The organism is Candidatus Pelagibacter sp. HIMB1506, assembly GCF_052047935.1.
Taxonomy (GTDB): domain Bacteria; phylum Pseudomonadota; class Alphaproteobacteria; order Pelagibacterales; family Pelagibacteraceae; genus Pelagibacter.
The window spans coordinates 219,393-241,474 of record NZ_JBNAIS010000001.1; the positions used below are offsets into that span (position 1 = coordinate 219,393).

Below are 22,082 nucleotides of genomic sequence, written 5' to 3' on the forward strand. Positions count from 1 at the left end.
AGCCCCTAAGTTAATTTAAAAGTTTATTTATAAACTCTTTGACGTACTTTTTCTAATCTTTCCAAGATTTTTTGTCTTCTGTCTGGATTAGACATGTATTCTTGGAAGCCCTTCATACCTTCTGATGCCATTTGAGCTGGAGCATCTCTATCGTAGAATTGCGCCATCGCATAAGCATTATTAAGCATATTTAATCCTGCTGATAAGAAAGGATCTCCTTCTTTAACACCAGAGTTTTTGTTAATAGGTAGCTGACCTAATATTTTATTAATCTCTTCTTGCACATCTGCTCGAGACATAAATATTAAGAAACGTTTTGCATCAGTTTTATTCTTAGCTTTTGAAGGTATATGCACTGTATCAGTAGGTGCCTCCTCAGCCATTGGAATACCTGGAGTTATTTCAGGAAATTGAAAGAATCCTAAAGTATCATCATTTAAACCACCCTCTTTTAAAGGAGCAACTGCAAAATTACCCATAACATACATTGCAGCTTCACCATTAATCATTGGGGTTAGAGCCTCTTGCCAACTTAGAGCAGCATGATTTTCTAAAAAGTAACCAGGTTTAACCAACTCATCCCATTTATCAAAAACTGCTTGAACTTTAGCATCAGTATAAGGAACTTTTCCTAAAGTAAGATCCATATGGAATTCATATCCATTTGTTCTTAAATTTAAGTAGTCAAATACTCCTGCAGTAGTCCATAGATATTTTGATCCAATAGTTATCGGTGTAACACCACTTGCTTTAATTGTTTCACAAGCTTTAACGAACTCATCCCAAGTTTTTGGAACACTAATACCTAAGTTATTAAAAATATCTTTTCGGTAATAAACTCCCCACTGATAGTAAGTATAAGGAATTCCCCATTGCTTGCCACCAATTGTCATGGATTTTTTAGCATGCTCCATATTTTCACTTAAGTTTCCATCAACCCATCCTGAATCTGACCAGATATCAGACACATCTTCAAATAAACCTGCTCTAACAAATGGCAACATTCTGTTTCCTGCATACCAGTTTGCCACGTCAGGTGGATCAGTGTTCAAAAAATTTCTAATAGATTGTTTGTAACCTTCATGATCAAAAACATTCCATTTTACTGTGACATCAGGATTTTCATCTTCAAATTTCTTAATGATATATTCAAAAGCTGCTTTAGGTGCTGCATCAGATGTATCTGTGTTTATTACTAAAGTACCAGCAAATGAAGTTGAAGAGATTATTCCAAACGTCATTATTAATGAGATAATAATCTTTTTCATTTATACTCCTTTTATTATGTATGAGTAATAGACTATGTATTTTTCAAATCGATTACAAACGAAAATTTCGATTACTATTTGTCGCAAAAAAAAATTGGTAAATTATAAATAGTTTCTAATATTAAATTATAGAAAATATCTATATAATTATACTAATTATAATTTTTTTATGAATTGGAATTATCCTACTACTATTTGGTTTGGAGCAGGTAAAATAGAAGATCTTGCAACTGCCTGTTCAAGTTTAAAAATTAAAAGTCCACTTTTTGTAACTGATAAAGATCTTTTAAATCTTCCAATGACTTCAAAAGTAATTGAAAAATTAAAAAAAGACTTTGATCATTTACAAGTATTTTCACAATTTTCAGGAAACCCAACTGGAAAAAACGTGATGGATGGGGTTTCTTTATATATAGAAAAAAAATGTGATGGAGTAATTGCCTTTGGTGGAGGTAGTGCATTAGATGTCGGAAAGGGAATAGCTTTTATGTGCGGTCAAAAAAGACCTATATGGGATTTTGAAGATATAGGTGATTATTGGACAAGAGCTGATGAAAATAAAATTTCTCCTATTATAGCGGTTCCAACTACTGCAGGAACAGGATCAGAAACAGGAAGAGCTTCAGCCATCATTAATGAAGAAACAGGAATAAAAAAAATAATTTTTCATCCAAAAATTTTACCTTCTATTGTAATTTTAGATCCAAATTTAACCAAAGATCTTCCACCAAGAATAACAGCTGCAACAGGAATGGATGCACTTGCTCACAATCTCGAGGCTTTTTGTGCACCTGGATTTCACCCAATGGCAGATGGTATCGCGCTTGAAGGTATGAGGTTAATTAAAAATTCTTTAATAGAGGTTTATAAAAATGGTACGAACATAGAAGCTAGATCTGAAATGTTAGCGGCATCTAGCATGGGCTCTACTGCTTTTCAAAAAGGTCTTGGTGCAATACACTCGCTAAGTCATCCAATAAATGCACAGTTTGATGTACATCATGGTTTAAGTAACGCGATATTTATGCCTTATGTTTTAACTTTCAATAAATCAGTTATTGAAAAAAGAATTATATCTATTTGTAATTATCTTAATCTAAATAGTACATTTGAAAGCTTTTTAGGATGGATATTAAATTTGCGTAAAGAATTAAACATCCCTCATAAACTTTCAGATGTTATGGATTGTAATGAAATTGATTTAGAAAAACTCTCTTTAATGGCATTTGAAGATCCATCTACAGGAGGCAATCCAAAAAAAATAACAAAAGATGATTTAAAAGAAATGTATAAAAAAAGTATTTCAGGAGAGTTATTTTAATGAAGAAAATTTTGGTAGTAGAAGGTAATTTACAAGAGGAAAATCAAAGTTTTACAGAAGCAGGTATTCAAACTCATACAGAAAGCTTAAAACATAGTCTTTCTAATTTTACTGATCAACTAAATATAGATGTAGTTAATCCCTCTTCAGATGAAAATATAAGTGAGAATATAGATCCACTAGAAAGTTATGATGGTCTTATTTGGGGTGGAAGTAGTTTAAATATTTATAACAAGACACCTGAAATTTTAAGACAAATAGAATTTATGAAGGAATGCCAGAAAAAAATTAAAAAAGTTCTAGCGATATGTTGGGGAATGCAAGTTGCAGTAACCGCTGCAGGTGGTGAAGTAAAAAAGGCAGAGAAGGGGTCACACCGAGGGATTGCAAGAGATATTGAAATTAATGAGAATGGTTTAAATCATCCATTATATAAAAACAAAAATAAAAAGTTTAATACTCCAGCATTTAATTTTGATGAAGTTGTAACTCTTCCAGAAAATTCAACACTGCTAGCTTCAAACCCAATTAACAACGTTCAAGGTTTAAATTTTAAAGTTGGAAATTGTGATGTGTGGGGCCTTCAGTATCATCCAGAAATTACTTACAACAAGATGATTAACTTAATTATTTTTAGAAAAGATAGACTTATAGAACGTGGTGCTTTTAAAGACCAAAATCATATTGATGACCACATTAAAAATATAGAAATAGAAAACAAAAAATTAGATAAAATTTCCAGAATGAGAGAATTAGAGAATTGGTTAGATTATCTTAACTTAGAATAATCCTTCAATCTCACCTTTTTCATTTAGTTTAATAGAGTCAGCTGCAGGAACCCTAGGTAATCCAGGCATAGTCATGATTGCACCGCAAATAACCACAATAAACTCTGCACCTGATGATAATCTCACCTCTCTAAGTGGTAAAGCATGACCTGTCGGCGCTCCTTTAAGATTTGGATCTGTTGAAAAACTGTATTGAGTTTTTGCAACACAAATTGGTAAATCACCATATCCAGCTTCTTCAAAGTTTTTAAGTTGATCTCTAATTTTTGTATCAGCGATTACTTCATCTGCTCTATATATTTCTTTTGCAATAGTCTCTATTTTTTTAAACAAAGGTGTTTTGCTTTCGTATAAAAATTGAAATTTAGCTTCATCTTTTTCACATAATTCTGAAACATGAGCTGCTAATTCTTTTGTACCTTCACCACCATTTGCCCAATGAGTACACAGACTAGCTTTAACACTTAAATTATCACAAAAATCTATAAGTGCTTTCACTTCATTATCAGTATCTTTTATAAAATGATTAACTGCTACAGCAACAGGTAAACCAAATTTTTTAACATTTTGAATATGTCTTTCTAAATTTACTAACCCTTTTTTTAAAGCTTCAACATTTTCGTTTTTCAAATCATCTTTAGCAACACCACCGTGCATTTTTAAAGCTCTTATAGTTGCAACAATTACAACACAGCTTGGTTTTAAATTTGATTTTCTACATTTAATATCTAAGAATTTTTCTGCACCAAGGTCAGCACCAAATCCCGCTTCAGTTACAACATAGTCTGCTAATTTTAAACCAGTCTTAGTTGCGATAACCGAGTTACAACCATGAGCAATATTTGCAAACGGACCACCATGAATAATTGCAGGATTATTTTCCAAAGTTTGTGTAACATTAGGTCTGATAGCTTCTTTTAAAAGAACTGTCATAGGACCTTGAGCATTTAGGTCTTTTGCATAAACTGGTTTTTTATCTCTAGTATACCCAATAGTTATATTTCCAATTCTTTTTTCTAAATCTTCCAAATCATTTGATAAGCAAAAGATTGCCATTATCTCTGATGCAACTGTAATATCAAAACCATCTTCTCTTGGAAAACCATTTGCTACACCACCTAAATTTATATTTATAGATCTTAACGATCTATCATTCATGTCCATAACTCTTTTCCAAACAATTCTTCTAACATCGATATCCAGTTTATTTCCCCAATAAATATGATTATCGATTAATGCTGATAATAAATTATGAGCCGATGTAATTGCATGAAAGTCACCTGTAAAATGCAAATTGATTTGTTCCATTGGAACGACTTGTGCATAACCTCCACCAGCTGCTCCACCTTTCATACCAAAAGAAGGACCTAAGCTTGGTTCTCTAAGACATACGATAGATTTTTTTCCAATTTTATTTAAACCATCATTTAATCCAACTGAAGTTGTAGTTTTTCCTTCTCCTGCTGGTGTTGGAGTAATAGCAGTTACCAAAATTAATTTTCCATCTGGCTTGTCTTTTAGTTGCTCTAAATATTCTAAATTTATTTTTGCAATATGTCTGCCCATAGGACTAAACGCAGAGCTTTCATCAGGTACATTTATTTTTGCTAAAATATCATTTATTGGTTGCATTTTAGCTTCTCTAGCTATCTGTATATCTGATTTTACTTCGCTCATTCGTTATCCTTTATTGTAAATTTTTTTGCATAATAATTATCTTATTTGAGATTTTTCGAAACTTCTAAAATATATATATAAAAAAAATAAGAACTATTTAAATTCATTAATATAAAATTCTAATATGCAAAAGTATTCTATTTTTAGCTTGGTTAAAAATGCATTAACAGGCCATCAAAATTGGGATTTAGCTTGGAAAGATCCAAATCCTAAAGAAGAGTACGATGTTGTTATCATTGGAGGCGGTGGTCATGGTTTAGCTACAGCGTATTATCTAGCTAAAGAGCATCAAATTACAAAAGTAGCCATCATTGAAAAAGGATGGATTGGCGGTGGAAACGTTGGACGTAACACTACAATTATCAGATCAAACTACATGCATGATGAAAATGGTCTTTTCAGTGAGTTTGGAATGGATCTATGGAGAAAGATGAGTCAGGACTTAAATTACAATGTAATGTTTTCTCCAAGAGGAATAATTAATCTTGCACACTCAGATGCACAAATGAATGCATACGCAAGAAGAGGAAATTCGATGAGATTAAATGGAATAGATGCAGTTCTTTTGAATAGAGAAGAAGTAAAAGAATTAATTCCAATGGCTGATTTTTCAGATAACGTAAGGTTTCCAATCTTTGGTGGATTGATGCAACCAAGCGCTGGAACTGCTCGTCATGATGCAGTTGCTTGGGGGTATGCTCGTCAAGCTGACTCGATGGGGGTAGATATAATTCAAAATTGTGAAGTTACAGGTTTTGATGTTTCTGCAGGAAAAATAAAAGGGATCAGAACATCTAGAGGAAATATTAAAGCAAAAAAAGTAGGTCTATGTGTTGCTGGTAGCACAAATATTTTAGCAGAAAAATTAAATATGACTTTGCCAATTGAAACTCATCTTTTACAAGCTTGTGTTTCTGAACCAGTGAAACCAGTTTTAGATAAAGTTGTAACTTTTGGTGCAGGTCACTTTTATATTAGTCAATCAGACAAAGGTGAAATGGTAATGGGTGGAGACCTCGATGGTTACAATAGTTACGCTCAAAGAGGTAATCTTCCAACATTACAACATGTTTTAACTGAAGGAATTGCGATGATGCCATTTTTAAGTAAATTAAAAATGCTAAGAACTTGGGGTGGGATTATGGACATGTCAATGGATGGTTCACCAATAATTGATAAAACTCATATTGATGGTTTGTATTTAAATTGTGGATGGTGTTACGGAGGCTTTAAAGCAACTCCAGCATCAGGATGGACATTTGCACATACTATTGCTCAAGATAGAGTTCATGAATTAAATGCAGGATACAGTTTGAACAGATTTAGTACTGGTCATCTTATTGATGAAAAAGGTCTTGGTACAAAAACTTGGATTTCATAAATGTTACATATTAAATGCCCACATTGTGGAATGAGATCTCAAAATGAATTTTCTTATGGCGGAGATGCAACTGTTAAAAGACCAGAACTAAATAAAGAAGTCACAGATCAAGTATGGGATAATTTCGTATACAATAGAATTAGTCCCAGAGGAAAACATTTAGAACTTTGGCAGCACTTATCTGGTTGCAGACAGTGGATAAAAGTTGAAAGAGATACTGCAACACATGAAATTTTTAAAACTTATAAAGCTAACGAAGAAATTGCTTAATGACTCAGAGTTATCGAATAGAAACAGGCGGCTTAATAAATAGAAATAAAAAAATTTCTTTTAAGTTCAACGGTACATCTTATTTTGGATATGAAGGTGATACATTAGCTTCAGCTTTATTGGCAAATGGTGTTCATTTAGTTGGTAGAAGCTTTAAATATCACAGACCTAGAGGGTTTTTTGGTGCAGGAGTTGATGAACCTTACGCTGTTGTTCAACTTTATAGAAATGGTGAAACGGAGCCAAATATTAAAGCAACCGAACAAGAATTATTTGAAGGATTAGAGGCAAGCAGTGTTAATTGTTGGCCAAGTGTTAACTTTGATATTGGGGCTATAAACAATTTTTTAAAAATATTTTTACCTGCTGGATTTTATTATAAAACTTTTATGTGGCCAAAAAGCTTTTGGTACAAAATTTATGAGCCATTTATTAGAAAAGCAGCTGGATTAGGAGTAGCATCAACAAAACATGATAAAGAAAGATATGAACATAAGTATGAGTATTGTGATCTTTTAATTGCTGGATCTGGACCATCAGGTTTAGCGAGTGCGTATTCTGCAGCGAAAAATGGAGCCAAAGTAATTTTGGCTGAGGACAAACCAAGATATGGTGGTTCATTATTAACAAGCGATGTGAATATCGGTAACCAATCTGGAAAAGATTGGGCAGACGGTATTATTTCAGAATTGAAAGAGATGCCAAATGTAATCGTAAAAAATAGATCTCAAGTTTTTGGATATTATGATCACAACATGTTGGTAATGTCTGAAAAAGTTAGTGATCATTTACCTAAAACTAAAAAATATCATCCAAACAAAAGACTTTGGTACATTAGAGCAAAAGAAGTTCTAATTTCATCTGGATCAATCGAAAGACCAATTGTTTTTGGAAACAATGATACTCCAGGAGTAATGCTTTCATCTGCAGCTAAAGAATATTTAAAAGTTTATGGCGTCTTAGTTGGAAAAAAACCTTTAGTATTTACAAACAATGATAGTGGCTATGAAACTGCAATTGAATTTAAAAAACATGGAGTTGAGCCTGTAGTTTTAGATTCAAGATCAAATCCTCAATCAGAAATTATTGATGAAGCAAAAAATTTAGGAATTAATATTAAAAATTCATATGTAGTAGTTGCAGCACAAGGTTATAAAAAAGTAAAATCAGCTGATGTGGCAACTATTTCTGAAGACAAGAAAACACTTGGTAAAATAGAAAATATAAATTGTGACTGTATATGTGTTTCTGGATTTTGGACACCTACAATTCATTTGGCATCACAATCAGGAAATAAAACTAAATTTAATGAAGAGATAGACGCGTTTGTTCCAGGAGTTTCAAAACAAAATGAAACAACTTTGGGAGCTGCTAATGGTGTGTTTACTCTAGAAGAAACTTTAAAAACATCATTTGAAAAAGGAAAAGAATTATCAAAAAAAATTACCGAGAAAGATAATGAAATATCTATTCCAAATGTAGTTGAAAAAAAATATTCTAAACATGATAAGTTTTGGTGTGTTCCATTACCAAAAGGTAAAAGTTATAAAAGATTTTTAGATTTTCAAAATGATGTCGCTGTTTCTGATGTAGAGATTGCATTAAGAGAAGGTTATAGATCAATTGAACATGTAAAAAGATATACCACTCTAGGTATGGCAACAGACCAAGGAAAAACAAGTAATTTAAATGGATTACAATTAGTATCTGAGATTGAAAACAAAGTTGTTCCGTCCGTTGGCCACACAACTTTTAGACCTCCTTATACACCTATTTCCATAGGTGCTATTGTTGGTAGAGAAGTAGGAAAGCACTCAAAACCAACAAGAAAATCTCCAATTCACAATTGGCATGAAGAGCATAACGCTGTTTTTGTTGATGCAGGAGTTTGGTTAAGACCAAGATACTATAAAAGAGGAAATGAAACTTTGTTCGAAGCTTCAAAAAGAGAAGCGAAAAATGTAAGAGCAAATGTTGGTGTTTGTGATGTAACAACACTTGGTAAGATCGACGTTAAGGGTCCTGATGCTGCGGAATTTTTAAACAGAGTATACACAAATGCATGGTTGAAGTTACCTGTTGGAAAAGCAAGATATGGAGTGATGTTAAGAGAAGATGGGATAGTGATGGATGATGGTACAACTACTAGAATTTCAGAAAACCACTATCACATGACAACAACTACTGCTCAAGCAGCGAATGTGCTTTCGCATTTAGAGTATTATTTGCAACTTGTTTGGCCTGAACTTAATGTAAATGTAGTTTCAACAACCGAGCAATGGGCAGGAGCTGCCATAGCTGGTCCTAAATCAAGAGATTTATTACAGAAATTGTTCCCTAAAACAGATGTATCTAATGAAGGTCTTCCGTTTATGGGATATGTCGAGGGTGATTTATTTGGTGTTAAAGCTAGGATCTTCAGAATTTCATTCTCAGGTGAATTAGCTTACGAAGTTAATGTTGAGTCTGATAACGGAACATTTATGTGGAAAAAAATAATTGAACTTGGAGAAGAGTTTCAAATTCAACCATATGGAACTGAAGCACTGTCTACACTTAGAATTGAAATGGGGCATGTTGCAGGTTCTGAATTAGATGGAAGAACAATTCCTTACGACAATGCATTAGAAGGGTTATTAAGTAAAAAGAAAGACTTTATTGGAAAAAGATCATTGCAGAGAGCAGCTTTTGTAGCTGAAGATAGACAGCGAATTGTAGGCGTTGTTCCATTGGATAAAAAAACTAGTATTCCAGAAGGTTCACACTTAGTTAAAGACGCTAACGCTCCTTTGCCGAATAAAAAATTAGGTCATATCTCAGCCTCTTGTTGGAGTGTTGAGCATGATAATCCATTTTCACTAGCAATATTAAAAGATGGAAAAAATATGATTGGAGAAAAATTATTCGTAATGTCTCCATTAAAAAACAAAGTTATTCCAGTAGAAATAGTTTCATCACATTATGTTGATCCAAAAGGAGAAAGAGTTAGATCATGAGTTTAATTTCAGCTTTAAATAATGTGCATGCAAAAGGTCAATTTGGAGATTTTGAAGGTAAAGATGATAAAAATTTACTTTCAATATCTGAAACTACTAATTTATTAATTGTACAGATAGTTCAGTATAAAAGTTCAAACTCATCATTAGACAATATACAGGTAGATGGTCTAAATTTAAGAGACAATCCATCTTTAGTTAGCTCAAATGATAACACAAGAATACTTTGGAACGGTCCAAGAAATTGGATTTTAGTTTCTAAGAAAAAGGAAACTTTAAATGAAATAGAGCAAAAATTTAATGATAATGAATTTGCAATAACAGACATATCTCATTCAAAAGCAATAATTGAAATTGAAGGTAAGGAGGCTAAGGAAGTTTTAAAAAAAGGATGCCCATTTAATTTTGGTGAGCTAGAAAAAAATCAATGTTTAAATTCTACTTATAACGGAATGTCAGTAACTATTGATATGCTTGATGATGATCCAGATAAATTTAGAATATTTGGATTAAGAAGTTTTGGTGAATCTCTTTATCACTCAATAACAGACGCATCTTTAGAATTTGGATATATTGCAAAGTAATTATTTATCTCTAGTAGCAATATAAACACCAATAGTAGCTATAAAAAATCCTAAAAGATCTAAATTTGATAATTTCTCATTTAAAAATAACCACGCCATGAACGCAGATGTAGGAGGAATTAAAAAAAATATCGAAACAGTTTTGCTTGCAGAATTTTTTTTAATTAAGAACATAAGTATTGTGAATGCTCCAAAGGACACTAAAAAAATTTGATGACTCATCGCAAATATAAATGTTTTTGAAAATTCAATGTAAGGATCGGCAAAGAAAATTATAATTAATAAATGAAATGAAAAACCCCCAAGTGCTTGGTTCATGTTACTTACTGATAAGGGTAGGTTGTTGCTTATTGTTTTTTGCCAAAGAGTTGAACTTGTTATTGCTATCAAAGCTATAATGGTTGCAATTAATCCAGCAGTTGGAATTTTTGATCCAATTTCAAAACCTAGAACCAAAGATGCTCCAATAAATCCCAGTAAAACACCTATCCATTGTTTAATAGAAACCTTCTCTTTAAGTATTGGTCCACTTAATGCGTTAGTTAGTATTGGCTGAAGAGTTACAATTAAAGCAGCAAGGCCAGTAGGCATTCCAATAGAAATTGAATAAAAAACACCTCCTAAATAAAATCCATGAAAAAGAACTCCACTGAAAAAAGATTGTAAAAAATTTTTCTTACTTACAATTATTTTCTGCCTTGAGTAGATAGAAAAAATTAAAAAACCAAATGCTACGAGTGCAAATCGAAAGGCTAATGCAGCAAAAGGATCGCTGTAATCAATGATTGGTTTTGTAGTTATAAATGCGGATGACCAAAGTAAAATAAATATAAATGGGAATACCTTAATCACTATAATTAATAAATTTAAATTTAATCAATTAAATTTAATTTAATCAAATTTTTTTGCTTAGTTTCTTTGCACCACATTTCGTAACTTTCACAAACTCTCCAAAGATGATTAAAGGCTCTTTGAGACAATTCCAAAGGGAAATGAGTTTTTGTATAATACAATTTTGGTATTTTAAGCAAAAATTTAACCATAGAATCTTTTTGAATGTCTAAAAGTCTTAATGTTTCATCATTAATTTTCTTACCAGTAATTTTATCAATAAAATTGTTATCTTTTAATTCAGATATCCAATTTTCATGAAATTCTCCTGAGCTAATAAAATCATAATCTTTTGTTGTCATAAAAATCTCAAAAGCTTGAATGTTATTAACTTCAGGATTTTCATTTTTTATCTCAATTATTTTAGAATATATTAGTTCAGCAACTCTTAAAACGTAGGGCTTATCAATTTTAGATGTCACTGTTTATCTTTTGTGTTTCTGCATTGCAGAGTGAGCAAGAATTAAATTTGGATCTAAAAATATCTTTGAAGATTTAATATTCTTGAATGATTTAAAAGCGAATATTGCAATTGGCAACTCAGTACAACCTAAAATTATTTTTTTACATTTCATTTTAAGCAAATATTTTATAGCTGGTTTGATAGCTTTCTCAGCAGCTCTAACATTACCCATTTTTACAAACTTGATTGCTTTATTTACTGAATTTTTTTGAAGATTTTCAGATGGGTTAACTAATTGATAGCTCTGATCAAAAAATTTATTATACACTCCAGTTTTTAAAGTACCTTCAGTGGCCAATAAACCAACTTTTGAATTTTTTTTACAATTCTTTTTTGTAAATTTAAAAACTTCTTTTGGCATATTTATAATTGGTATATTGATTTTTTTTTGTAGATCATCAAACCAGTAATGAGCTGTATTACATGGGATAACAATAAATTTGCATTTATTCTTTTCTAATAACTTACAACCTTCAAGAAGACTTTTTAAAACTTTATTATATTTTGTTTTATTGGATTTATTTGTATTTAGATTTGATAAGTTTTTTGTTTGAGTACCTATAGATTCTGGTCTTCCTGGAATATTTGATTTGTTATACAAAACAAATAAAGGATATTCTTGATCAATTTTACCTCTATTTAGCACTGCAAGCTTATTACAAAAATCAAGACCAGCTTGAGTACCCATTCCACCTAAAATTCCGATCATAAATTTTATATTATTTTAAATACAACTTATATAATTAAATTTTTTGACTAAAAGTTGTTTTTTATAAGATCTGGTACTGGCTGAATAAAATTATTTACTAAAAAATAAAATTTTTTCAGCCAATAGGAAGTGTGAAATTATGCAGTTTTTAAGTTAACTGCTGAAGGACCTTTAGGACCATCTTCAACATCGAAAGTCAAAGCTTGACCCTCATCTAAACCGTTCATACCAGCATCTCTTACTGCTGAAACATGTACAAACACATCTTTTTCTTTGTCTTCTCTTTCAATAAAACCAAAACCTTTGGTTGGATTGAACCATTTTACTTTACCTGTTAGACTCATATTATTTCTTCTTACTTTTTGTTATATTAATTATTACTTAAAATTTATAATTAAGTAATTTTGGATTTGTTTAGATTTTAATGGGTTTTGTCAACAAAATAGAGAAATTATTCGATCTTATTGTCAATCTGTAGCAATCAATTTAGTCAAATAAACGGAATTAACATCTTCTTTATAATGAGCAAAAGGTTCACAAGGCTCAAAACCACAAGATTTAAAGAGTTTTCTAGCAGGAATAAAAAAATTTCCAGCACCTGTTTCAATACTTAATCTTTTAATATCTAATTTTTTTGCCTCACTTATTAGATGATTAATAACAATAACACCGTGTCCTTTTTTTCTAAAATTGTCATGAATTCTAATTGATTTAAATTCTCCGTGACCCTCATCTAAAAATTTTAATGCACCACATCCCATTAATTGATCGTTGTTATATAAACTCCAGAATTTAATTGATGGAACTTTAAGACCAGGGATGTCTAAAACATGAGCACTTCCCTCAGGTGAGGCAGCTCTAAGCTCAACAAAATGCTTAGTTAAAAGTTTGTGAACTTCTGGATCATCAAAATTTCCCTCAATTGATTTTAACATATTATTCCAGAATAGTGATATGACCCATTTTTCTTTTATCTTTAATTTCTTTTTTTAAATAATCAAAAAAGAATTCATTATCTTTAAGTTTTGGAGAATTTCTATAGTTAGATATTTGATCTCCTAGTAAATTTATCATTTTTGCATTTGATAATTTTTTTAAAGGTATCTGTTCAAGTTCACAAACAGCTCTGATGTGATTTTCAAATTGACTTACATTAAAAGCATTAATTGTTAAATGTCCAGAATTATGAACCCTTGGAGCAATTTCATTTACATAAAGATTATCATTTCTATCTATAAAAAATTCTACACATAGAGTGCCAACATATTTAAGTTCTTCGGCAATAAGTATTGCCCAATCTTTTGATTGATTAAATATTTTTTCATTTATATCTGCAGGTATTTTAGAATGTTTTAAGATCTGATCTTCATGGGTATTTTCTATAGGTTCATAGATTTCATATTTATTATTACTAAACCTAGTTATGATAATTGATATCTCTTTTTTAAGTTTGACCAATTTTTCTAAAATATATCCTCTTGATAAATCTAATTTAAGATTTTTTAATTCTTCTGATGTTGAGACAGGGTGTTGCCCTTTACCGTCATAACCTAACGTTGTAGTTTTAATTATACCTGGTAAAAAATCTTCGAGGACATCAATATCAGATTGATTTTCAACTGAGACGTATCTAGTTGTTCTTATATTTAATTTATTTACAAAATCTTTTTCTGCTAACCTATGTTGAATTAATCTATTTACCGAAGGTTTTGGTAAAACTGGTTTTAACTTGTTGATATCATTTAATGTTTCATATGGAATGTTTTCGAATTCATAAGTTACGATATCAACTTTGTTTACAAATTCATTTATTTTTTCTTTATCGTCATATTTTGCACCAATAAATTCGTCACAAAAATTTTGAGCTGGTGCTTCTAAATCATCACAAAAAATTATTATCTTTATCCCTAATTTTTTTGCAGCAATTGCAAGCATACTTCCTAATTGGCCGCCACCAATAATCCCAAGAGTAATATTAGACATTTTATTTTGGAGCTCTTTTAACAGATTTAGTTTGGTTTGATCTCCAACTTTTTAACTTATTTTTGATCGAAGAATTATTAATAGCCATTATTTCAGCTGCGAGTAATGCAGCATTAATAGCACCATCTTCTCCAATTGCTAAAGTACCGACAGGTATCCCTTTTGGCATTTGAGCAATCGATAGCAAACTATCTAAACCTTTTAATTTTTTACTTTCAATTGGTACACCCAAAACTGGAATTTGAGTTAATGCAGAAATCATTCCCGGCAAATGTGCTGATCCACCAGCTCCAGCAATAATTACCCCTATATTATTTTTTTCTGCATTTAATGCAAAATCGTACATTCTCTTTGGGGTACGATGAGCAGAAACAATTTTAGTTTCAAACGAGACACCTAATTGTTTAAGAGTTTTTTCTGCTAATTGCATAGTTTTGTAGTCTGATTGACTACCCATAACTATTGAAACTTTTTTATTAGTATTTTTTTTCATGAAAATGACCCTCTTGTTTATTTCAAAATTAATCAAAAATTTCAATAAAATTAATAGTATTTCAATTTAGATTGATTAATCTTATTTCGTTATGAATTTTAAAATCGATAATTTGCAATATTGCAATTGGTCTAGAAAAATTTTTGAAACAAACAGAGCTGCAGGTTTAGATGCAGTTCATGTAACCATAGTTTATCATGAAGATTATGATGAACTACTAATAGAATTAAATAAGTGGGAAAAAATTTTTGAAGCAAATTCTGATCTTATATTTCTAGGCAAAGATTTTAAAGATATTGAAAAAGCAAAGCTTGAAAACAAAACTGCAATATTTTTTGGTTTTCAAAATTGTTCACCAATTGAGGATGACATAGGTTTAGTTGAAAAAGTTCATGAACTTGGATGTAGATTTATGCAACTAACTTACAACAATCAATCTCTTCTTGCTACCGGTTGCTATGAAAAAATTGATAGCGGAGTAACTAATTTTGGAAGAGAAGCAATAAAAGAAATGAATAGAGTAGGCATCGTTGTTGATATGTCTCATTCTGCAGAAAAAAGTACAATGGATGCAATTGAAATAAGTGAAAAACCAATTGCGATTACACATGCAAACCCTTCTTTTTGGCATGCTGCAAAAAGAAACAAGTCTTCAGATTTACTTAAGATGCTAAGTGATAGTGGAGGAATGTTAGGTTTATCTTTATATCCACATCACTTGAAAGAAAATACTAATTGTACTCTTGATAGTTTTTGTGAAATGGTAGCAAAGACAGTAGAAATTATGGGAGCAAGTAAAATTGGTATAGGGTCTGATCTTTGTCTTGATCAACCTGACAGCATAGTTGAGTGGATGAGAAATGGTACTTGGACCAAAACTAAAAATTACGGAGAAGGATCCAAAAATAAACCAGGCTTTCCAAAACAACCTAATTGGTTTGAAGACACAAGAGGATTTGCAAATATAGAAAAAGGTCTCAAAAAGATTGGATTTTCAGATGATGAGACACATGGGATACTAGGAAATAATTGGTACAATTTTTATAAATCAATTTAAGTTATGCAAGTAGAACTAAGAGATCCAAATACTATTATGAAATTATCTCGTTTGGGATCTTTTCATCAATCTAAATTATCTTTTTTAAGAAGTTTTTTGAATGAATTTAAAGACTGGGAATATAAACAAGATTTGTTTAATTTAGATGAAAATGGTTATGGTGAGGCAGTATATTCATTTAAAAAAGACAGAAGAGTTTATTCTTTAGTTTGTTTTGCAAATCATATTAAAGATGAGGAAAGATCAGACAGAGTTATAGCTACTAAATGGGATGCGGCTTTTACTCTTCATGATGGAGTACCAGGTAAAAAAGATATTGAAAGATTAAAAAATGAAGTTCCCAAACAAGAAGTAGGAAGACTTTCTTATAAAGAACTTACATTATCAAGAGCGAATAAATCTGTACGTTTATTTAACCATGTAACAGAGAGTTTAAGTCAAGGATTACAACCAGATTTAAATTTATTATCAAAAGTGGGTTATTTATACAGAACTACTGCTGTTTATGGATCTGGTAAATTTGGTTTAGCAGATAGGTTTAGAATAAAAAATCGTGAGGAAATTAATGGACCATTTAGATTAGAAATGATGCTGGTTTATCTTGTAAGACAGTTCACTTTCGACCAAGTAAATCATGTTGCTTATCACAAGAACCCAAAAAAAGCAGTCAAACTAGACGAGCAAATCTCTAAAAATCTAGGTATTGGAAATTCTACTGGATTAGGAATGGCACCTTTTATTGTTAATCATCCAACACTTTTAAATAACTGGATTTTAAGTAGAGAAATAGCTTTAAAAAAAATTAGAGAAATTCAAAATGTAAATAAAAAGGATGGTGAACTTTTTATTGATTGTGTAAAAAAATCACTAACAAACATTACAAGTTGGAACACTGATAGTGAATATCAAAAAAATAAAATTAATAATCTACTAAAAGATGTTCAAAAATTTTTGAAATTCATTGAGAATGATTTTGATTTTACAGGAGAATATCCTTTCAACAGTATTTATAAGTGGCTTGAGAAAGAAACATGTGAAGAATGTATTGAATACATAGTATCCATTATGATGGAACCATATAGTGAAATAACTGAACCTTTAGTAAAAGAAATGAGCTCTGATGAAGAAAAATTTTTTAATATACCAACTCATAGGACTGTTGAAGATTTAAGAAATATAATTGAGAAAAAATATCAAAATATTTTAGAAATAAATTTTGAAAAAAAAGAAAATAATCAAAATTTTTGGTTTATCTCAAAAAATAAAGAAGAGCCAAGATTAGCTGATAGATTTGAAGAACACGGCTCAGAATTAGAGCAACCTTTAGCCATAGCCAGAGACATAAAAAAACTTTACGAAATATTATTGGTTTCTAAAAATAGTCAAACCGTATCTGACTTTTTAATAAAAAACTCTGATTTAAGACATGTTATTAGAAGGGTTTTTATAGTTGAAAAATTTCCTTATTCAGAAATTCAAGATAATACAATTGGTAAAAACATAATGCCTATTGATATGTTGAGATTGAAGCTATCTTTCTTTGGGGCGTTAAAATTTGACCCAAGATCTGACAAGTGGTTAAGAATTTGTATGTTTCAAGGAGCACCATTACCTCATGAATTAAAAAATTATGATGAGCAGTGGGTTTATAAAACTAAAATTTAATATGAAATCATTAAGTGAAATCGAAACCACTGTTAAAAGAGCAACTAAAGCTAGCGGATATTCATGGGGAGTTGCTGAAGAAACAGCAAAGTGCGTAAGACTATTAGAGTCCTTTGGTCTTCCAGGTGTAAAGCATATAAATAAATATTTTTCTGAAAGAAAAGAAAATAGTTTTCAAAATTTAAATCTAATATTAGAAAAAAATCAAACTTCAGTAAAACCTTATTGTCCAATTATTCTTGGAATTAGTTTTTTAGACCAATCAAAATCTTTGGAATTCTTAAAAAAAATTGAACTAAATAATGTTGCTTACCCTTCAATATTTTTAGCTTTTGTAAGCAGAGCATCAGAAATTATTGGTAAAAAAATTCATATAAATCTAGATAAAAAAGAAATTATTTTAAATCTAAATTTAAATATTTATTCTAATATTCCTAATAACGAATTTCCGTCTATTGCAAATCATTTAGAGGTCAGTTTTCTAGAAAATATTGATAACTTTTTGGAGGAAGAGTGGAAGAATTTGTACAAATTATCTGAAGATACTTTTGTTGAAGAGTCTGAGAGTTTAAAACAAGGTGGGGCAGGTGCAGGCCTAACAGATAATGACTGATAATTTTGATGAAATTAAGGATCAAGATAACAGTGAAGATTTAAATAATATTTGTGATGAGTGTAAAGAAGAGGATGAGAGTGTATCTCAAAATTTAATTTTAACTGGCTTTAAAATTTGTAAATCGTGTAGAGTTTCTAAAACTATTTTCCCAATCTAGCTAATCTGATTAGTTGGAAGCATGTTCATTCTACTCATTACGAATGTAATTGAAAGAAAAGCTATTATCAAAAAAGATAATAAGATTATACCAAAAGATTTAAAATTAGATTTTAAATTTAAAATTTCTTTTGTTGAAATGATTAAACCTGCAAAAATCCAAAATTGAGTAAGAAAAATTATAGGTATCATTAAATCTGGAGTTACTGCAAAAAATCTTAGTAAACCAGGAGCATGAGCAAAACCAACTGCAGTTAAAACTTTTTTAAATGATACTTTGGTTTGTTTATCTGGAAAAAGTTTAACACCTATCACAAAAATAAAGATCGCCCATATTAACCAAGTAACTATTGCTGTTAGACCAGACATTCCTATTGCTGTTTTAATGACAGTGTTAGCTGCTACTGCACCAGCAACTCCATCTAAAATCATTATCAATCCCGCAAAATATATGGAAGCTTCACCAAAATTTCTGTTATCAGAATAAAGTGTTTTATCTAATTTTATTGATTTGAAAATTATATTTAAAAATTCACCAAACATTAATTTTTATCTCTTTTATTTTTTTGAGCTTTATATGAAACAATTAATGGAAATACTATTAAAGCAATCGCAATAATAATGCAAATTGCTATTAAAAACCCTTTTGTCATTGAAATTTGGGGGAGTTTAAATAACTCCCCCTAAATAAATTTAGCCTTTTACAACTTCTCTTGTGTTTGCGTTGAAAGACTCTTTGAATGGAATATCCACTACTACAGCATCAACAGGTGTTCCTGGAGTTTCTGAATATTCTGCAGGTAGATGAACTTTATATTTAGTTCCCACTTTTCCTTTTGGAAAACCATTTGCATTTAATGTTCCATCGAACGGAACATATCCCATTGCAATGTTTGTTTTCTTTTCAGGATGCCACCATGGTGACGTTAAAAATCCTACCGGATCTCCACCACTTTCAGGAGAAACTAACCAAAAGTCAGGTGCATAATTATCAATAGGTTTACCACCTAATTCCATACCAACTAGTTGGAGTTTGTATGGTTTTTTACCTGCTTTTAATTCCTCTTTCATTTTTTCTAGTGCAGCCTTACCAACATAATCAGCGGTTTTGTTCCATTCTCCTTTTCCAGACAAAGAAACTTGATAACCTAAATTACATTGGAACGGATTGTGTTGTTGATCCATGTCTTGTCCCCATGAAAGAATTCCTGCTTGAATTCTTCTGTGGTGAGCAGGAGCAATAACCATTAAGCTGTGTTTTTTTCCAGCTTCAAGTACAGCATTCCACATATCCTCAGCATATAAAGTAGAGTTTCTTAGATAAATTTCATAACCAGCTTCTCCTGAGAAACCAGATTGTGAAATCACAACATCTCTTCCACCAACTTTTGCTTCAGCTAATCCGTAGAAAGGCATATTATCGAAATCTACTTGATCTCCACATAAATCTTTCATTAATGCTTTTGATTTAGGACCTTGAATTTGAACTGGGCTCACATCAATTTCTTCAATTTTACAATCAAATCTTCCATCTGCGTTTACACCTTGAAGATATAAACCAATATCAGAGTCTGATAATGAAAACCAAAATTCATCTTCAGAAATTCTTAAAAGAATTGGATCATTCAAAACCCCACCATATGCATTGCATAGGATTACATATCTTGCTCTCATTGGTGAAATTTTAGTTGCATCTCTAGTGATCACATAATCAGTAAATTTTTCTGCATCTGGACCTTTAACTCTTATTTGTCTTTCAACAGCAACGTTCCACATTGTTACATGGTTTACGATAGCATCGTATTCAACCATAGCTCCACCATCTTCAGGTTTTACATAACCTCTTGGGTGATAAATACGATTGTATACAGTTGCTCTCCAACAACCTGCCTGCATTGATAAATGCCAATAAGGTGATTTTCTTACCCTTGTTGAAATTAACATTTCAACTTTTGTTGGCCCACTTTGTCTTAAGTTATATGGTACTTCTCTGTCTGATTGATCAACAGAAGTAACATGTTTTAATTTAGTATAGTCAAATTCATTAGACATAACTATTCTCCCTCAACCACTTGTTAGTTTCCTTCAAGCCGCCGAATGTATAAATGTGGAAGTTATCAGTGTGCGATTTAACTTTCCCAATTAAATCATTAGGGTCTTTAGGTTTCAATAAATCTAACGCCTTACTAAAATTAGATTTAAGAAAGTTTAAGGAATTTTTTGCCCCAACAATATTAGCAAATTTAATTAAGCTAGATATTTTTAAGGGCCCAGTGATTCCAACATGCACTGGTACGCTTTGTTTAGAAATAAAATCAATAATAGGCTGAGGATCTAATAACCATTGAGTTACTATATAATCAGCGTAAGGCTTTTTATCTATCATTGCTTTTTCTAAATCTGTGTCGGATATATCAGGACTCCCTTCAGGATGTCCAGCTATTCCTATTTTCATTTTTTCAAAATAACCTGTTTCTAAAAGTTGAAATGAACTATCAAATTTTCCAAGAGGCTCTCTTCCTCCTCCAATAATTAGTGCTTGCTTCACTCCTCCATCTTTGCATCTTGTAACATAATCCTTAAGCTCATTTTCATCTACCATAGATCTTGCTGGAAAATGTGGAACTGGATTAAATCCTTTTTTTACAAGCTCTACTGCTTTGTCTGCCGTTTCTTTATAATCTCCTCCTGGAAGCATCGTGATATAGACATCACTTAATGGAGGCACAGTTTCAAGATCTGTTTTAGGACCAATCTCCAAAGAAAAATTCATATTTCGGATCTTTATTGATTTTGAAATATGAGTCTAGAAAATTCGATTATGACAATTGGTCTACTTTTTAAGCTGACCTCTGTGCTTTTGAATTCTTTGTCCGTACTGCTGAGTGACCCTGTCGAAGATAATTGCTAAGGCAACGATAGCTAAACCATTCATCATTCCTAATGCCAAATATTGGTTAGAAATTGCTTGTAAAATAGGCACTCCAAGGCCTTTTACACCTATCATAGATGCAATAACAACCATTGCTAAAGCCATCATGATCGTTTGGTTAATCCCAGCAAAAATTGTTGGAAGTGACAATGGAATTTGAACAGATTTAAGTTTCTGCATTGGAGTTGCTCCAAATGCCTCACTTGCTTCAAGAGTTTCTTTATCTACCTCTCTAATTCCCAGATTGGTCAGTCTTACAATTGGAGGTAAAGCATAAATACAAACAGCTAAAAGCCCTGGAACTTTTCCTATACCAAGTAGCATGATTATAGGAATTAAATAAACAAAACTTGGAATAGTTTGCATCATATCTAATATGGGTAAAATTGCTTTTTCTGCTCTTGAAGATTTAGACATTAAAATTCCAATTGGGATTCCAACTACAATACAAACTAACGTCGAAACTGATATGATGGCAACTGTAGCCATACAGTTTTTCCACATACCAAAATAACCAATTATCAAAAAGCAAACAATCGTTCCAATAGTTAATTTTATACTTCTTGAACCTATCCATGCTAATATTGCAAAGACTGCAATAACGATTGGCCAAGGGCTATTTACTAAAAGTTTTTCTAGCCAAATTAAAAAATATAATAGGGGATCAAAAAAACCTTCAATCCCATCTCCATACGCTCGTGAAAATTCTTTAAAGCTAAAATCAATACCTTTTTTTAACTCTCTTAAGGCTGTCCTATCCATTACTGGAATTTTAGTAAAGAAATCCATAAATTTTTTTTAAAATCGAACCCGTTTTTAAACGGGTTCGATA

At 31.1% G+C, this 22,082-nt stretch carries 23 protein-coding genes; 10 read left to right on the plus strand and 13 right to left on the minus strand.

What is annotated here, in order from left to right; genetic code table 11:
* Positions 1–23 precede the first annotated feature (23 nt).
* On the minus strand, positions 24–1,268 hold the full coding sequence (locus ACTTA8_RS01105) for an ABC transporter substrate-binding protein (RefSeq protein WP_440614108.1): 1,245 nt from the start codon (positions 1,266–1,268) through the stop codon (positions 24–26).
* A 169-nt stretch (positions 1,269–1,437) separates the two neighbouring features.
* On the opposite strand from ACTTA8_RS01105, the gene ACTTA8_RS01110 reads away from it, so the two are divergent.
* Both ACTTA8_RS01110 and ACTTA8_RS01115 read left to right on the plus strand, forming a co-directional pair.
* Positions 1,438–2,589, plus strand: coding sequence for an iron-containing alcohol dehydrogenase (locus ACTTA8_RS01110; protein ID WP_440653871.1), 1,152 nt, complete (start codon positions 1,438–1,440; stop codon positions 2,587–2,589).
* Positions 2,589–3,377, plus strand: a complete 789-nt coding sequence (locus ACTTA8_RS01115) for a type 1 glutamine amidotransferase (RefSeq protein ID WP_440653873.1) — start codon at positions 2,589–2,591, stop codon at positions 3,375–3,377. The genes ACTTA8_RS01110 and ACTTA8_RS01115 overlap by 1 nt, the downstream gene beginning before the upstream one ends.
* On the opposite strand, the gene ACTTA8_RS01120 is transcribed toward ACTTA8_RS01115, so the two are convergent.
* On the minus strand, positions 3,369–5,054 hold the full coding sequence (locus ACTTA8_RS01120; RefSeq protein ID WP_440653874.1) for a formate--tetrahydrofolate ligase: 1,686 nt from the start codon (positions 5,052–5,054) through the stop codon (positions 3,369–3,371). The genes ACTTA8_RS01115 and ACTTA8_RS01120 overlap by 9 nt on opposite strands.
* A 124-nt stretch (positions 5,055–5,178) precedes the next feature.
* Here ACTTA8_RS01120 and ACTTA8_RS01125 point away from each other — a divergent pair, with 124 nt between their 5' ends.
* From ACTTA8_RS01125 to ACTTA8_RS01140, 4 genes are read left to right on the plus strand one after another with little or no spacing between them, the layout of a single operon-like run.
* Positions 5,179–6,435, plus strand: a complete 1,257-nt coding sequence (locus ACTTA8_RS01125) for a sarcosine oxidase subunit beta family protein (RefSeq protein WP_440614112.1) — start codon at positions 5,179–5,181, stop codon at positions 6,433–6,435.
* Positions 6,436–6,705 carry a sarcosine oxidase subunit delta gene (locus ACTTA8_RS01130; protein ID WP_440653876.1) on the plus strand — a complete coding sequence of 90 codons (270 nt, stop codon included), beginning with the start codon at positions 6,436–6,438 and terminating at the stop codon, positions 6,703–6,705.
* Positions 6,705–9,701, plus strand: a complete 2,997-nt coding sequence (locus tag ACTTA8_RS01135) for a sarcosine oxidase subunit alpha family protein (RefSeq protein ID WP_440653878.1) — start codon at positions 6,705–6,707, stop codon at positions 9,699–9,701. The genes ACTTA8_RS01130 and ACTTA8_RS01135 overlap by 1 nt, the downstream gene beginning before the upstream one ends.
* Positions 9,698–10,285, plus strand: a complete 588-nt coding sequence (locus tag ACTTA8_RS01140; RefSeq protein ID WP_440653880.1) for a sarcosine oxidase — start codon at positions 9,698–9,700, stop codon at positions 10,283–10,285. The genes ACTTA8_RS01135 and ACTTA8_RS01140 overlap by 4 nt, the downstream gene beginning before the upstream one ends.
* Here ACTTA8_RS01140 and ACTTA8_RS01145 read toward each other — a convergent pair whose 3' ends face one another.
* The 7 genes from ACTTA8_RS01145 to purE form a co-directional block, all read right to left on the minus strand.
* Positions 10,286–11,137: a DMT family transporter gene (locus tag ACTTA8_RS01145; RefSeq protein WP_440653881.1), complete on the minus strand. Its 852-nt coding sequence runs from the start codon at positions 11,135–11,137 to the stop codon at positions 10,286–10,288.
* A gap of 20 nt (positions 11,138–11,157) precedes the next feature.
* Complete coding sequence (locus tag ACTTA8_RS01150; protein WP_440653883.1) at positions 11,158–11,598, minus strand: hypothetical protein; 441 nt, start codon at positions 11,596–11,598, stop codon at positions 11,158–11,160.
* 3 nt (positions 11,599–11,601) lie between these two features.
* Positions 11,602–12,348 carry an aspartate/glutamate racemase family protein gene (locus tag ACTTA8_RS01155; RefSeq protein ID WP_075506167.1) on the minus strand — a complete coding sequence of 249 codons (747 nt, stop codon included), beginning with the start codon at positions 12,346–12,348 and terminating at the stop codon, positions 11,602–11,604.
* Between the two features lie 137 nt (positions 12,349–12,485).
* On the minus strand, positions 12,486–12,692 hold the full coding sequence (locus tag ACTTA8_RS01160; protein WP_075506166.1) for a cold-shock protein: 207 nt from the start codon (positions 12,690–12,692) through the stop codon (positions 12,486–12,488).
* A 123-nt stretch (positions 12,693–12,815) separates the two neighbouring features.
* Positions 12,816–13,283, minus strand: coding sequence for a GNAT family N-acetyltransferase (locus tag ACTTA8_RS01165; RefSeq protein ID WP_440614119.1), 468 nt, complete (start codon positions 13,281–13,283; stop codon positions 12,816–12,818).
* Position 13,284: 1 nt separating this feature from the next.
* Positions 13,285–14,331 carry a 5-(carboxyamino)imidazole ribonucleotide synthase gene (locus ACTTA8_RS01170; RefSeq protein ID WP_440653884.1) on the minus strand — a complete coding sequence of 349 codons (1,047 nt, stop codon included), beginning with the start codon at positions 14,329–14,331 and terminating at the stop codon, positions 13,285–13,287.
* Position 14,332: 1 nt separating this feature from the next.
* The gene (gene purE, locus ACTTA8_RS01175) at positions 14,333–14,824 is read right to left on the minus strand and encodes a 5-(carboxyamino)imidazole ribonucleotide mutase (protein WP_440653885.1); all 492 of its coding nucleotides are present in this window, start codon (positions 14,822–14,824) and stop codon (positions 14,333–14,335) included.
* Positions 14,825–14,915: 91 nt separating this feature from the next.
* Between purE and ACTTA8_RS01180 the strand changes: the two genes are divergently transcribed.
* From ACTTA8_RS01180 to ACTTA8_RS01195, 4 genes are read left to right on the plus strand one after another with little or no spacing between them, the layout of a single operon-like run.
* Positions 14,916–15,881, plus strand: coding sequence for a membrane dipeptidase (locus ACTTA8_RS01180; RefSeq protein ID WP_440653886.1), 966 nt, complete (start codon positions 14,916–14,918; stop codon positions 15,879–15,881).
* Positions 15,882–15,884: 3 nt separating this feature from the next.
* Complete coding sequence (locus tag ACTTA8_RS01185) at positions 15,885–17,546, plus strand: hypothetical protein (RefSeq protein WP_440653887.1); 1,662 nt, start codon at positions 15,885–15,887, stop codon at positions 17,544–17,546.
* 1 nt (position 17,547) lies between these two features.
* On the plus strand, positions 17,548–18,159 hold the full coding sequence (locus ACTTA8_RS01190; protein WP_440652254.1) for a DUF3726 domain-containing protein: 612 nt from the start codon (positions 17,548–17,550) through the stop codon (positions 18,157–18,159).
* The gene (locus tag ACTTA8_RS01195) at positions 18,152–18,319 is read left to right on the plus strand and encodes a hypothetical protein (RefSeq protein WP_262590424.1); all 168 of its coding nucleotides are present in this window, start codon (positions 18,152–18,154) and stop codon (positions 18,317–18,319) included. Before ACTTA8_RS01190 ends, ACTTA8_RS01195 begins: the two co-directional genes overlap by 8 nt.
* On the opposite strand, the gene ACTTA8_RS01200 is transcribed toward ACTTA8_RS01195, so the two are convergent.
* The 4 genes from ACTTA8_RS01200 to ACTTA8_RS01215 form a co-directional block, all read right to left on the minus strand.
* A complete protein-coding gene (locus ACTTA8_RS01200) occupies positions 18,316–18,861 on the minus strand; it encodes a hypothetical protein (RefSeq protein WP_440653889.1) in 546 nt (181 codons plus the stop codon). The genes ACTTA8_RS01195 and ACTTA8_RS01200 overlap by 4 nt on opposite strands.
* Positions 18,862–19,011: 150 nt before the next feature.
* Positions 19,012–20,370, minus strand: a complete 1,359-nt coding sequence (locus tag ACTTA8_RS01205) for an aminomethyl transferase family protein (protein WP_440634385.1) — start codon at positions 20,368–20,370, stop codon at positions 19,012–19,014.
* The gene (locus tag ACTTA8_RS01210; protein ID WP_440653890.1) at positions 20,363–21,091 is read right to left on the minus strand and encodes a methylenetetrahydrofolate reductase; all 729 of its coding nucleotides are present in this window, start codon (positions 21,089–21,091) and stop codon (positions 20,363–20,365) included. The genes ACTTA8_RS01205 and ACTTA8_RS01210 overlap by 8 nt, the downstream gene beginning before the upstream one ends.
* A gap of 60 nt (positions 21,092–21,151) precedes the next feature.
* The gene (locus ACTTA8_RS01215) at positions 21,152–22,039 is read right to left on the minus strand and encodes an ABC transporter permease (RefSeq protein WP_440614127.1); all 888 of its coding nucleotides are present in this window, start codon (positions 22,037–22,039) and stop codon (positions 21,152–21,154) included.
* Between the last annotated feature and the right edge of the window lie 43 nt (positions 22,040–22,082).